The organism is Bradyrhizobium sp. USDA 4516 (genome assembly GCF_054055915.1).
Genome location: NZ_JBSRXT010000001.1, coordinates 1581212 through 1593852, shown reverse-complemented (window position 1 = coordinate 1593852; position 12641 = coordinate 1581212). Strand labels below are relative to the sequence as shown.

Genomic DNA, 12641 nt, shown 5'->3' with positions numbered 1-12641 from the left:
TCGAGCCCGGCGCGCCGTTCGTCTCGCGCGCGATGCGGCGTTTTTTTCCGGAGGGATGTCATGTGTAGGATTGCGAATTATCTTGTGACCACCAGCCTAGTGCTGGCGGGTGCGCTGGTTGCCGGGCCGCTGCAAGCGGCCAATCTCGATGCGGCCTCGCAGGTCGATGCCGTGACCGTCTATCCCGATGGCGCGAGCGTCACCCGCGTCATCACGCTGGATCTGCCTGCCGGCGACAACACCCTCATCGCCAGGGATTTCCCGATCGGGCTCGATCCGTCCTCGCTGCGGGTCGAAGGCGAGGGCGGAGCGAAGCTCACGATAGGCGCGATCGACACCAAGCTGCCGGGGCCGCTGCTGCCGCAAAATCTCTCCGAGATCGACAAGCGCATCGAGGCGCTGAACGATCAGCGCGCCGATTTGCAGGGACTGATCAGCGCGGCCGAGGCGCGGCGCAAATTTGCTGAGCGGTTTGCCGAGGCGTCACCCGCGGGCCTCGGCGAAAAGGGCGAGGCGCGTCCGCTCAGCGAGTGGCGCGCGGCGTTCTCGGCGGTGGCCGACGAGGTCGCAACCGCCGACAGCGCGATCCGTGACGCCGAGCGCAAGATCCGCGTGATCGACCGCGATCTTGCGCAGCTCGCAGCCGATCGCACCAGCAAGCCGCCGAGCAAGGTCGAGGTGCGGATCGATGTCGCCTCGCAGGCGGCGACCAAGGCGACCTTGCGGGTCACCTATGCGGTTCCCGACGCGCGCTGGACGCCGCTCTATGACGCCCGGCTCGACACCGGCGCCAAAGACCGCAAGCCCGCGATCGAACTGGTGCGCCGCGCCGAGATCACCCAGTCGACCGGCGAGGACTGGTCGAGCGTGGCGCTCGTCGTCTCCACCGTGCGGGTCGCGCGCGGCGGCAATGCGCCCGACCTCCGCTCGCTGATCGTGCAATATCCGCAGCCGCCGCGGCCGCTGGCGAAGCTTTCGGGAGAGGCCAGCATGCGGTCGCGCGAGGCGCTGGCACCCGCGCCGGCCGCCGACGCGGTTCAGCAATTCCGCTTTGGTGGGGGACGCATGGACGAACTGGAAGCCACCGCCGAGGTCGGCGCCTTCCAGGCCACCTTCAAGATTCCCGGCCGCGTCAGCGTTGCCGCCAATGAGGGCGCGAAGAGCCTGCGCATCTCGACGGCGACCATCACCCCCGATCTCGCGGTTCGCGCCGTTCCGGTGATCGACCCGACCGCGTTCCTGGAAGCGAGCTTCGTGCAGGCCGACGATGCGCCGTTGCTGCCGGGGCAAATCTCGATCTACCGCGACGGTATCTTTGTCGGCCGCAGCCGGATGGCCACCGCCGCGAAGGACGAGACCGTGCGGCTCGGTTTCGGCGCCGACGACAAGGTCAAGATCGAACGCACGGTGGTGAAGCGCAACGAGGGCTCCGCCGGACTGATCGTGACCACGTCGAAGACCGACGAGCGCGCCTTCAAGACCACGGTGCGCAACGGCCACGACTTCCCGATCAAGGTCGCGGTCCAGGATCAGCTCCCAGTCAGCGAGAACGACGATATCGTGGTGGAGATGCTGCCGTCGTCGACGCCTGCCACGACCACCAATCTGCGCGACAAGCGCGGCGTGCTGGAATGGGCGTTCGAGGCCAAGGCCGGTGATATCAGGGACATCAATTTCGCCTGGCGAATGCGCTGGCCCAAGGACAAGGGCGTCGTGATGGTGCCGGCGGGCTAGAGCCCGTGCCGGGGCTCTAGCGTTGTTGCTTGACGCGTTTTCTTCACGCGAACCGGAACCCACTTCGCTTGAAAACGCTATGAGGACCTGCGTCATCTGCCGATGACAACCCTGCCGATCTCGGGCATCACTTTGCCAAAGGCAACAAAGCCTGAGATCGGGAGGATCCATGAGCTACCAGCACATCATCGTCGATGATCCGCGTCCGCGCGTCCGCCGCATCACGCTGAACCGCCCCGAGAAGCGCAACGCGCTGAACAATCGCCTGCGCGGCGAGATCTTCGAGGTGCTGGAGCAGGCCGACCGCGATCCCGAAATTTCGATCTCGATCCTGCGCGGCGCCGGACCCTGCTTCTCGGCGGGCTACGATCTCTCCGCCGACAATCGCGTCGACCAGCCCTATCACTCGGCATCCGGGCCCGGCCAATGGTCGCGCCATGTCGTCGAGGGCTGGTTCTCGATCTGGGATCTCGCAAAGCCCGTGATCGCGCAGGTGCACGGCTATTGCCTCGCCGGCGGCACCGAGCTCGCGACCGCTTGCGACGTGGTTTATGTCGCCGACGACGCCCAGATCGGCTATCCGCCGGTGCGGCTGATGAGCCCGCCCGACATGCAGTATCACCCGTGGCTGGTCGGCATGCGACGCGCGATGGAATTGATGCTGACGGGCGACGCGATGTCCGGCCGCGAGGCCGCCGAATGGGGCTATGCGACCCGGTCGTTTCCGCTCACCGAACTGGAGGCGAAGACGCTGGATTTCGCCGAGCGCGCGGCGAAGGTGCCGATCGAGCTGCAGCAGCTCAACAAGCGTAGCGTCCACCGCGCGATGGAAATCATGGGTGCCCGCGCCGCGATGCGGGCCGGCACCGAGATCCAGGCGCTGGCCTTCACGACCGAGGCCAGCAAGGCCTACATGGCGGGCTTCCGCCGCGACGGCGGCAGCGTGAAGGCCCAGCTCGACCAGCGCGACACGACGTTCGGAGATTACCGGACGAAGAAGGAGTGAGGATCACGCAAGCCGCGCGCTGAGCTGTATCGCCGTCACCCTGAGGAGGCCGCAAAGCGGCCGTCTCGAGGGGCGGCGGCCCGGCTGTCTCCGCGCGGCTGCATCGGGGGCCGTGCATCCTTCGAGGCTCGCCCAGCGGCGCAATTGCGTCGCAAGGCTCGCACCTCCAGCGACAAAGGCGTAGCCTTTGCGCGGGGATGACGGAATGGCCGTCGTGCCGGGATGAGCATCACGCTATCCGCATATTCGTTGTCATGCCCCGCCTTGAGCGGGGCATCCAGTACGCCGCGGCTTGTCCGTTGAGCTCGGGCGCCTCTGGAATACTGGGGCGCCCGGTCGAGCCGGGCGACGACACTGTTGTGCGTGGCGAGCGCCGCCTCACTTCGCCTTCAGGAACTCGCCGACCTCGAGCAGCACGAACTCGTCGTCATCGGCCTTGTTCGGGTCGCGGCTCGAGGAGAACGGCAGGTTGTTGTCGTTGCCGACGATGATGTGGGTCTCGTCGACCCGGTCGACGTTCTCGATGGTGAAGAACGGGAAGGTGTAGACGCCGTCGTTGAGCGGCTTGCGCGCCTTTTTGTTCGGATCGCGAATCTTCATCAGCTCGATATAGGCGATCTTGCGCACCGGCTTGCCGACATTGGCATCGGACAGCTCGATCTTGTAGACGCGCTTGAACTTGGCGAGATCAGGAAAACAGTTCTCGCCGCGCTGGCCTTGCGGGCAGGCCTTGTCGGCGGTGCCTTCGCCATTGTCGCGCTCGATCACGAGGCCCTGGGCCGGATCGATCATGTTGAAGTCGCCGATCGCATTGCCGTTCTGCTCGAACACATACTGCCAGGTGCGTCCGGTGAACTTCTCCGCCGCGACGTCGAATTCCAGGATGCGTGAGGCCTCCTTGCCGTCGACCTTCTCCGAATCCTTCTTGTCGGCATCCCACAGAGGCCCCTCGAGCAGGCCGTAAAGGAACTTGCCGTCCTTGGAGGAAGCAAAACCTTCATAGCCCTTGGAGCGGCGCAGGTTGACGTTGGTGTAGCTGGCGCCGGGCGCGCCGGGCGACTGCACCGCCCAGTGATCCGGCGAGCGCACCGGCTTGCCGTCGGCGACGGTCTCGAACACGGCGAGGATCTTGCCGGTCTTGTCGGCCTTGAGGATGTAGGGCCCGAATTCATCGCCGATCCAGAAAATGTCGTTGATGATCTGGAAGCCTTCGGTGTCGAAATCGGCACCGGTCAAATAGCGCTTGGCGGTGTCCTCGTGGACGATGCGGAACGGCACCTTCCTGTCGGGATCGTGCAGGAACACCGTCTCCTGACGCTCGATCTTGCCGCTCGCCCAGTCGATCTTGTGCCGGTTCAGGTACAGCATCGAGTCCGCCGAGTTGTAGCGCGAGCCCATGCCGTTGTCGGTGATCACCCAGAACGAGCCGTCGGGCATCACCTTGATGCCGGAATGGCCCTGCAGCGGCTGGCCCTTGAACGGCAGCGACACGCCGGTCGGCCGCTCGTACGATTTGCCCATCACGGCGCCGATGGCGTCGACGCGCTTGCCGGTGGTGTATTTGCCCGAGGTCTTCAGATCATCAGGGGCGTCGGCGGGCGCGTCGATGAAGCTCTCCGCCGGCATCACGGCGTGTCCCGCCAGCGTCGCCGGGAATTCGCCCTCACCCTGCGCGAATGCCGATGTGGCGAGCAGGATCGAGGCGACGGAGCAGAGCAGGGACAGGCGCATGGTTGATCTCCCAAAGGATAAACGATGCGGTGTTCTCCGAGCCGCCTGTTACAGCCGGCTGACAGTTTTGTGAACCGCGGATGTTGCGGCGGGATAAGGCTTGCGGCGTTACGTCGCCTTGCCCGCCGGCTGCATCGTCTGCGGCAGCAGGAACGGCACGCCGTTTCCGGTATAGGCGATCGCAGCGTCGATCTCGAAGATCTCGCGCAGCGTCTCGGCCTTCATCGCCGCCGTACGGTCGCCGTCGACGGCAAGCCGGCCGCGGTGCAGCAGCAGGATGCGGTCGGCGAACCGCATCGCGAGGTTGAGGTCGTGCAGGATCGCGATCACCGCGGTGCCGCGGGCGGCGCGCCGCCGGGCCGTTTCGACCAGGTCGATCTGGTGCCGCAGATCGAGGCTCGAGGTCGGCTCGTCCAGCAGCAACAGTCCCGGTCCATGCAGCGCTTCGCCGCAGGCGAGCTGCACCAGCACGCGGGCGAAATGCGCCCGCTGCTGCTCGCCGCCCGACAGCGTCGGCAATTGCCTGAAACGGAAACGCGCCAGCCCGACCTCGTCGAGCGCCGCCTCGACCACCGCGCGCGGGCTTTCGCCGGCGCCCATGCTGACGATTTCCTCGACGGTGAACGGGAAGGTGACGTTGACGTGCTGCGACAGCATCGCGCGGTGCTGCGCCAGCGCGCGCGGGCCGTAAACCTGCAGGTCGCGCTGCCTGAGCCTGATCGCTCCGCGCGACGGGCGCAGGTCGCCCGACAGCATCCGCAGCAGGGTCGATTTGCCGGCGCCGTTGGGACCGACGATCGCGACCATCTCGCCGGCACCGATCTGCAGCGACACCGCATCGACCAGCGTCGCGCCGCCGACCGTCATCGATACCGACTGTGCTTCGAGCAGGGCCGTCATAGCGACACCAGCCCGCGCTGCCGCAGCAGCATGGCGAGGAAGAACGGCGCGCCGATCGCTGCCGTCAGGATGCCGATCGGCATTTCCGCGGGTGCCACGATGGTGCGCGCCACGGTGTCGGCGCCGACCAGGAGGATGGCGCCGAGCAGCGCGGAGGCCGGCAGCAGCAGCCGATGCGCGGGCCCGATCACCAGCCGCAACAGATGCGGCACCACGATGCCGACGAAACCGACCACGCCGCAGACCGAGACCGCGACCCCGGTCATCGCCGACACCAGCACGATCGAGATCCGCTTCAGCCGTTCGACGTCGACGCCGCTGTGGAACGCCTCCGCCTCGCCGAGCACCAGCACGTCGAGCCCGCGCGCGATCGAGAGGCAGGCGGCCAGCGCGACCGCCAGCACCGGCGCCAGCGCCGTGAGCTTGCTCCAGGTCGCGCCGCTGAGCGAGCCGAGCAGCCAGAAGGTGATGTCGCGAAGCTGGCGGTCGTCGGCGACGAACACCAGAAGGCCGATGCCGGCATTGGCGATCGCGGCGATCGCGAGCCCGGCCAGCAGGAAGATCGCAATCGATGTCCGGCCGCCGCGGCTGGCGATGCCGTAAAGCACGACGGTCGTGATCAGCGAGCCGGCAAAGGCCGCGATCGGCAGCAGCTGGTGTTGCAGGAAGCGCAGGCTTTCGCCGAGATGGCTGTCGGTGAACACGATCGCGGCCGCCGCGGCAAACGCGCCGCCGGAGGAGACGCCGACCAGCGCGGGGTCGGCAAGGGGATTGCGGAACAGGCCCTGCATGATCGAGCCTGATACGGCAAGGAGGCCGCCGACCATCGCCGCCGCCGCGATCCGCGGGATGCGGATCGACCACACCACGAGCTGGTCGCGTGCGAGCAGCGGGTTGGCGACACGATCAGCCCAAAGCCCAAGCGCCGCCGGAAGCCGAGCCATTGGAATGCCGGCAGCCCCGACCGTCAGGGCGACGAGGGCGGTGCCTGCGAGCGCCGCAAGCAGGCAGAGCAGGGTGAGTGTCGCGGCCGGCCGCAGCGACATGCCGGCGCGCCGTCGTTTCGCACGCCGGCGGCGTTCGGCCAGCACGCTCATTGCCGGCAATTCGCGGTCAGCGCTGCCGGCTTGAAGTAGTCGGCCTCCGGCGCCAGCGCCGGATAAAGCTTGACCGAGAGGTCGCGTGCCGCGGCCGCGGTGCGCGGTCCGAAGCCGAGCAGATAAAGGCCTTCCATCGAGATGAAGGCCTTGTTGGCCGCGACCGGCGTCAGCGCGAAGGCCGGATGCGCGAACACGGCATCCGACGTCAGCGAATCCTTGCCGCGATCGATCGACAGCACGACATCCGGTTTCGCCGCCACGATGGCCTCGTCATTGACCGGCTTGTAGCCGTCGTAACCATCGATGGCGTTGACGCCGCCGGCAAGCCGGATGATCTCGTCCGCCGCGGTCTTGTGGCCCGCCGCCATCGCCCGGCCGTTCAACAGCGACATCACGAACATCACGCGCACCGGCTTCGTTACCTTGGCACGCAGCGCGCGCAGTTGCGCGAGATCGCTCTCCACCGCCGTGGTCAGGCAGGCGGCGCGCGGATCGGCGCCCATGGCGTGGCCCACCAGTCTGATCTTCTCGACCAGCCCGGCCTCCGAGAACGTCTCGGGCACCAGCACCAGCGGCACCTTGGCCGCTTCCAGCACGTCCATGGTCTCCTTCGGCCCGGAGCCCTGCACCGCGAGCACCAGCGACGGGTGCAGGCCGAGCACGCCCTCCGGCGACAGCTGGCGCATATAGCCGACGTCGGGCTTGTCGCGCAGCGCAGCCGGCGGGTAGAGGCTGGTCGCATCGACGCCGGCGATGCGGTCCTCGAAGCCGAGGGCATAGAGAATCTCGGTGATCGCGCCGCCGATCGAGACGATCCGCGACGGATTGTCGATCACGACGTCGCGGTCGCGTGCGTCATGCACGGTGATGCCCTCGGCCGTCACGGCTTCGATCGGCAGCAGAGAGAAGGCGAGCAAAGCGAGCGTGCGACAAATTGTCATCGGGGCCGTCACTTGGTCAGGATCAGCTTGTTCTGCGAGGTCAGCCGCAACCGGTAATGCTCTTCGCCGTGCATGATGATGATCTCGCGCTCCGCAGCGAACAGGTCGCGGCTGTCGAGACGATTACCGCGCATGATCAGCGTTTTGGCCGCGCCGGATGCAGGCTCGGTCTGCTTTCCGGCTGCGTCGATATTGTCTTCGGAAGCTGCGGACATATTGTGGTGCTGCGCCTGCGAAAAATTTTCAAATGGTGTTTGCTTGTATAAGCGGGCGAAGGCGCATTCCAACGGCCGCACTTTACAATCGATATAAACAGCGCCGCCGCATTCTTGACCGTTTTGTTGCCGGCTCGTAACCAATCCTCACGCGATGCAAGCGGTGGCTTGATCGCGATGTAGCCAGCAAGCCGCTCGTCAGAGAGCGCACGCCAGCCAAACCAGAAAAGCGATGATCAGGCTGGGGCTAGAATGGCTGACGGGGCTAGGGTTTCGCGCGCCCTGATTTTGGGCGCGTCGGTATTTTCATTTGTGGCAGCACTGCCGGAACGCGGCTTCGCGCAGACCGCCGATCCGTCGGCGGCGCGTCCTTCGACCGAGCGGCCGAAGCAGGCCAAGCGGAAGCCGAAGCCGGCGGCCGAAGCTCAGGCGGCGCCGGCGGCGATGAACGCGCGGGCGCAGATCGGCGCGGTGCCGGTGCAATCGCTCGACACCATCACGGCGGTGGCCTCCAAGACCGAGGAGCGCGCGATCGATGCGCTGGCGCCGGTCAGCTCCGTCACGCTGGAGAAGATCCAGGGCCTGCAGCCGAACCGGCTCTCGGACATATTCTACAACGTGCCCGGTGTCTCGGTTCAGGAGCGCGGCGACGATCCGGCGACCGTCATCAACATCCGCGGCTTGCAGGATTTCGGCCGTGTCGCTGTTGTCGTCGACGGCGCGCGGCAGAACTATCAGCGCACCGGCCACAACGCCAACGGCTCGTTCTTCCTCGATCCCGAATTGATCGGCGGCGTCGACGTGGTGCGCGGCCCGACCGCGAACATCTACGGCTCCGGCGCGATCGGCGGCGTGGTCTCATTCGGCACCAAGGACATCGACGACGTAGTGCGTCCCGGTGAGCGCTGGGGTGTCGACATGTCGGGCTCCTACGGCACCAACAAGGACCGCGGCATGGGCTCAGTGTTCGGCGGTGTACGCGTCGATCCGAATGTCGATGTGTTCGGCGGCGCGGTTTATCGCACCCAGGGCAATTACAAGGACGGCGCGGGCACCGAGATCAGTAACACCGGCAACGATATCGCGGCCGGCCTGATGAAGGTGACGTTCCGCCCGGCCGAAGGCCACGAGTTCAAGATCGGCGGCATCTTCCAGGACTACCAGTACAATATCGGTCAGCCGAACCGCGGCCCGACCACGACGGCGGCGCCGCTGGCGGCAATCGCGGGCTCCTCGGTCTACGCTTCCGACGCGAAGAACTACACGGGTACCTTGAGCTGGCGATATTCCAAGCCCGACGACATGCTGTTCGACTGGAACATCTCGGTCTACGGCAACCGCACCGACAACGACCAGGTCAAGACCTACAACAACCGCATCACCACCGGCGGCGGCGTCTGCACGCTCGCCAATCCCGGCAACAACATCTCCGGCTGCGTCGGCGACAAGCGAGGCTATTTGCTGGATACGGTTGGTGTCGACGTCAACAACACCTCGCGCTTCAATTTCGGCGACTGGCGCAACGCCGTGACCTACGGCTTCGACGCCTTCCGCGACGATGTCGAGACGTTCGATTCGCGCGGCAATTCCAACATTACGACGCCGGGCGGCCAGCGCACCGTGTCCGGCGGCTTCGTGCAGCTGAAGCAGAACTATTCGACCTGGCTCGAGCTGATCAGCGCTGTCCGCTACGACCATTACGAACTCAATTCGATCAACACCACGACCAGCGGCGACCGGCTGTCGCCGAAGATCACGCTCGGCGTCACGCCGGTTGCCGGCTTCACGCCCTATGCGAGCTATGCCGAAGGCTATCGCGCGCCGTCCATCACCGAGACGCTGATCGCGGGCGGCCACGCCACCGGCGGCGGGCCGGCGCTGTTCAACTGCCCTGACGGCACCAGCGGCCTGTTCTGCTTCCTGCCCAATGCAGCGCTGCGGCCGGAGGTCGGCAAGAACAAGGAAGCCGGCATCAACCTGAAATATGACGGCATCTTCACCGCGAGCGACTCGTTCCGCGGCAAGGTCAACGTGTTCCGTAACGACGTCGACGGCTATATCGACCTCGTCGCCTCGGCGCCGACCCTGACGCCGTTCGGGCGGTTCAGCCAGTTCTACCAGTACCAGAACATCGCCCACGCCCGCATCGAGGGCTTCGAGCTCGAGACGATGTATGATGCAGGCGACTGGTTCGTCGGCGTCGCCGGCCATCTGATGCGCGGCCGGAACACCCAGACCAATGTCGGGCTCGCCACCATCACGCCGCGCAAGGTGACGACGACGGGCGGCGTCCGCCTGCTCGACCGTTCGCTGATCGTTGCCGCGCAATGGTCCTCGTTCGGCGCCAACAACGACCTGCCGGCGGGCTATCTGCCCTCGACCGGCTACGAGCTCGTCAACCTCTATCTGACCTGGAACGCCACCAAGGACATCACCTTCACGGCATCGGTCGACAACCTCTTGAACCAGTACTACCGGCCTTATGCGATCCCGGGCTCCTCGACCGACGGCACGACGCAGAACGACGTGCTGTTCTCGAGCCCCGGTCCGGGCACCGTTTACAAGGCCGGACTCAGGATTCACCTAGGTGGAGCGTAACGCGAGACGCCGATCATTCCATCCAGGTTGCTCCGGCCGCGCTGATGCCCCCAGCGCGGCCTTGGCGTATTCCTTGGCGCGTTCATGTTATTAACGAGATCAACCGGCAGGATCCGGGCATCCGCCGTCAAACAGGAGAGAGTTTTCATGTTCATCGCAATGAACCGGTTCCAGGTGATCAAGGGCAAGGAGCAGGCGTTCGAGACGGTCTGGAAGACGCGCGAATCCTATCTCGGCGATCTGCCGGGCTTCATCGAATTTCATCTGGTGAAGGGCCCCGAGGCCGAGGACCACACGCTCTATGCGACCCATACCGTCTGGGCCAGCAAGGCGGCGTTCGAGGACTGGACGAAATCCGATGCGTTCCGCCGCGCCCATTCGCGCGCCGGCAACGAGACCGGCGGCAGCCTCTATCTCGGCCATCCCAAATTCGAGGGTTTTGAGGTGCTGATCACCGAGCGCGCGAAGAGCCCGGCATGACGGAGACGGCCGTGCAGAACGCGGAGCTTGCGGGATTGAAGGCCTATATGGCCGACAATCCCGGCGCTGTGATCGAGGACGTTGCGCGTGAGCGCAAGGTGACGCCGCGCGCGGTGCTCGAGGCACTCCCCAAGGGCATGGTGCGGATCGGCGCCGGGGAGTTCGCCGCCGCGATGCAGGACATCGCGGAATGGGGCGAGGTGACGCTGATCGTGCACACCGATGACGCGATCTTCGAGTTCACCGGCGCCATTCCGAGCGGCGAGGTCGGCCGCGGCTATTTCAACCTGATGCAGCCGAAGGGTCTGCACGGCCATCTGAGGCACGAGCGCTGCGCGGCGATTGCCTTCGTCGAGCGGCCCTTCATGGGCAAGGTGTCGGCGTTCATCGCCTTCATCAATCGCGACGGCGGCATCATGTTCAAGGTGTTCGTCGGCCGCGACGAGACGCGCGCGCTGCGTAGCGATCAGCTGGTGCGCTTTCATGCGCTGGCGGACCGCCTCGCACCGAACGCGGGCTGAAGATTTCTTCTCCCTATCCCCGCTTGCGGGGAGAGGGTCGGGGTGAGGGGACCCTCCGGGCACCGTGCTCGTGGAGAGTCCCCCTCACCCGGCTCGCAACTTGCGATGCGATCCGACCTCTCCCCGCAGGCGGGGCGAGGTGAGATGCGGTTGGAGGTGAGTATGCTAATTCGCACGTTTGGCAGAAGTAGCCAGCTATCAATCGTCGTCCAGTTGATTGCGGTCGTGACTGCATCTCTCCCAAGCAGTAGCCTTGCCGCATCCGACGCCGCACTGCTGCCGCGCAACCTCTCGCCCTGGGGCATGTTCGAAAGCGCCGACATCGTCATGAAGGCGGTGATGGTTGGGCTCGCCTTCGCCTCGCTCGTCACCTGGACGATCTGGCTCGCCAAGACCGTCGAGATCCGCCGCAAGACCGCGCTCGCCCGGCAGCGGATCGGCCTCCTTGAGCGCGACACCCAGCTTGCCGAGGTCGAGCAGGCGAGCCGCGACGGCAGCGATGCGGTAGCGCAGATCGTGCAATCGGCCTCGCGCGAGGCTGCGCTGTCCGGCGGGATGTTCGACGACGGCTTCAAGGAGCGCATCGCGCTGCGGCTGGAGCGGGTCGAGGCGGCGATGTCGCGGCAGATCGCGCGCGGCACCGGCGTATTGGCGACGATCGGCGCCACCGCGCCGTTCGTCGGCCTGTTCGGCACGGTATGGGGCATCATGAACGCCTTCATCGGCATCTCCGAGGCCCACACCACCAATCTCGCGGTGGTCGCGCCCGGCATCGCCGAGGCGCTGCTTGCGACCGCGCTCGGCCTGGTCGCCGCGATCCCGGCGGTCGTGATCTACAATCACCTGACCCGTTCGATCGCGTCCTACCGCGCATTGCTCGGCGACGCCTCCGCCATGGTGATGCTGCTGGTCAGCCGCGAGGGCGATCGCAGCCTGTTCCGGCTGGCACGCGCTGCGGAGTAGGCGATGGGCGCGAAGCTTGGCACTGGCGGCGCATTCGGCGGCCGGCGTCGTGGCGACGACGATCTGGTCGAGGCGCATGAGATCAACGTCACCCCGTTCATCGACGTGATGTTGGTGCTGCTGATCATCTTCATGGTGGCGGCGCCGCTCGCGACCGTCGATCTCGGCGTCGATCTGCCGGCCTCGACCGCCGAGCCGCAGCCGCGGCCGGACAAGCCGGTGTTCGTCACCGTGAAGTCCGATCTCTCCGTCGCGGTCGGCGAGGACGTGATCGCGCGCGAGACGCTGACGTCGACGCTCGATGGCGCCACACAAGGCAGGAAGGACGAGCGCATCTTCCTGCGCGCCGACAAGGCGGTCAGCTATGGCGATCTGATGGAGGTGATGAACCTGCTGCGCAACGCCGGCTATCTCAAGATTGCGCTGGTTGGCCTCGACGGGCGTAGCTGATC

The 12641-nt window shown here is 66.1% G+C and carries 12 protein-coding genes; 7 read left to right on the top strand and 5 right to left on the bottom strand.

The features are described from left to right. Window positions 1–60: 60 nt before the first annotated feature. Together ACVI1L_RS07490 and ACVI1L_RS07485 are read left to right on the top strand one after the other, a co-directional pair. A complete protein-coding gene (locus ACVI1L_RS07490) occupies window positions 61–1734 on the top strand; it encodes a mucoidy inhibitor MuiA family protein (protein ID WP_456782604.1) in 1674 nt (557 codons plus the stop codon). 169 nt (window positions 1735–1903) lie between these two features. Next, complete coding sequence (locus tag ACVI1L_RS07485) at window positions 1904–2740, top strand: enoyl-CoA hydratase-related protein (RefSeq protein ID WP_076829918.1); 837 nt, start codon at window positions 1904–1906, stop codon at window positions 2738–2740. A 378-nt stretch (window positions 2741–3118) separates the two neighbouring features. On the opposite strand, the gene ACVI1L_RS07480 is transcribed toward ACVI1L_RS07485, so the two are convergent. The 5 genes from ACVI1L_RS07480 to hemP form a co-directional block, all read right to left on the bottom strand. After that, window positions 3119–4471: an esterase-like activity of phytase family protein gene (locus ACVI1L_RS07480; RefSeq protein WP_456782603.1), complete on the bottom strand. Its 1353-nt coding sequence runs from the start codon at window positions 4469–4471 to the stop codon at window positions 3119–3121. A 108-nt stretch (window positions 4472–4579) separates the two neighbouring features. Beyond that, the gene (locus ACVI1L_RS07475) at window positions 4580–5371 is read right to left on the bottom strand and encodes a heme ABC transporter ATP-binding protein (protein WP_456782602.1); all 792 of its coding nucleotides are present in this window, start codon (window positions 5369–5371) and stop codon (window positions 4580–4582) included. Continuing rightward, window positions 5368–6468 carry a FecCD family ABC transporter permease gene (locus ACVI1L_RS07470; RefSeq protein WP_456782601.1) on the bottom strand — a complete coding sequence of 367 codons (1101 nt, stop codon included), beginning with the start codon at window positions 6466–6468 and terminating at the stop codon, window positions 5368–5370. The genes ACVI1L_RS07475 and ACVI1L_RS07470 overlap by 4 nt, the downstream gene beginning before the upstream one ends. Then, entirely contained in the window at window positions 6465–7412 is a 948-nt protein-coding gene (locus tag ACVI1L_RS07465) for a heme/hemin ABC transporter substrate-binding protein (RefSeq protein WP_456782600.1), read from the bottom strand. Before ACVI1L_RS07465 ends, ACVI1L_RS07470 begins: the two co-directional genes overlap by 4 nt. An 8-nt stretch (window positions 7413–7420) precedes the next feature. Continuing rightward, entirely contained in the window at window positions 7421–7627 is a 207-nt protein-coding gene (gene hemP / locus ACVI1L_RS07460; protein WP_057015592.1) for a hemin uptake protein HemP, read from the bottom strand. A 252-nt stretch (window positions 7628–7879) separates the two neighbouring features. Between hemP and ACVI1L_RS07455 the strand changes: the two genes are divergently transcribed. The 5 genes from ACVI1L_RS07455 (at window position 7880) to exbD (ending at window position 12639) form a co-directional block, all read left to right on the top strand. After that, window positions 7880–10225, top strand: a complete 2346-nt coding sequence (locus ACVI1L_RS07455; protein ID WP_456782599.1) for a TonB-dependent hemoglobin/transferrin/lactoferrin family receptor — start codon at window positions 7880–7882, stop codon at window positions 10223–10225. Window positions 10226–10372: 147 nt separating this feature from the next. Further along, a complete protein-coding gene (locus tag ACVI1L_RS07450; protein WP_021080657.1) occupies window positions 10373–10705 on the top strand; it encodes an antibiotic biosynthesis monooxygenase family protein in 333 nt (110 codons plus the stop codon). Further along, entirely contained in the window at window positions 10702–11226 is a 525-nt protein-coding gene (hutX, locus tag ACVI1L_RS07445; RefSeq protein WP_456782598.1) for a heme utilization cystosolic carrier protein HutX, read from the top strand. Before ACVI1L_RS07450 ends, hutX begins: the two co-directional genes overlap by 4 nt. A gap of 225 nt (window positions 11227–11451) precedes the next feature. Then, a complete protein-coding gene (gene exbB / locus ACVI1L_RS07440; RefSeq protein WP_456782597.1) occupies window positions 11452–12189 on the top strand; it encodes a tonB-system energizer ExbB in 738 nt (245 codons plus the stop codon). Between the two features lie 3 nt (window positions 12190–12192). Next, window positions 12193–12639, top strand: coding sequence for a TonB system transport protein ExbD (gene exbD, locus ACVI1L_RS07435; protein ID WP_076829938.1), 447 nt, complete (start codon window positions 12193–12195; stop codon window positions 12637–12639). The last annotated feature ends 2 nt before the right edge of the window (window positions 12640–12641 follow it).

What these genes read in the sequence shown, in the direction of transcription:
- ACVI1L_RS07490 (WP_456782604.1), top strand. Translation starts at nt 61, where the DNA reads ATGTGTAGGATTGCGAATTATCTTGTGACCACCAGCCTAGTGCTGGCG.
- ACVI1L_RS07485 (WP_076829918.1), top strand. Translation starts at nt 1,904, where the DNA reads ATGAGCTACCAGCACATCATCGTCGATGATCCGCGTCCGCGCGTCCGC.
- ACVI1L_RS07480 (WP_456782603.1), bottom strand. Translation starts at nt 4,471, where the DNA reads ATGCGCCTGTCCCTGCTCTGCTCCGTCGCCTCGATCCTGCTCGCCACA.
- ACVI1L_RS07475 (WP_456782602.1), bottom strand. Translation starts at nt 5,371, where the DNA reads ATGACGGCCCTGCTCGAAGCACAGTCGGTATCGATGACGGTCGGCGGC.
- ACVI1L_RS07470 (WP_456782601.1), bottom strand. Translation starts at nt 6,468, where the DNA reads ATGAGCGTGCTGGCCGAACGCCGCCGGCGTGCGAAACGACGGCGCGCC.
- ACVI1L_RS07465 (WP_456782600.1), bottom strand. Translation starts at nt 7,412, where the DNA reads ATGACAATTTGTCGCACGCTCGCTTTGCTCGCCTTCTCTCTGCTGCCG.
- hemP (WP_057015592.1), bottom strand. Translation starts at nt 7,627, where the DNA reads ATGTCCGCAGCTTCCGAAGACAATATCGACGCAGCCGGAAAGCAGACC.
- ACVI1L_RS07455 (WP_456782599.1), top strand. Translation starts at nt 7,880, where the DNA reads ATGGCTGACGGGGCTAGGGTTTCGCGCGCCCTGATTTTGGGCGCGTCG.
- ACVI1L_RS07450 (WP_021080657.1), top strand. Translation starts at nt 10,373, where the DNA reads ATGTTCATCGCAATGAACCGGTTCCAGGTGATCAAGGGCAAGGAGCAG.
- hutX (WP_456782598.1), top strand. Translation starts at nt 10,702, where the DNA reads ATGACGGAGACGGCCGTGCAGAACGCGGAGCTTGCGGGATTGAAGGCC.
- exbD (WP_076829938.1), top strand. Translation starts at nt 12,193, where the DNA reads ATGGGCGCGAAGCTTGGCACTGGCGGCGCATTCGGCGGCCGGCGTCGT.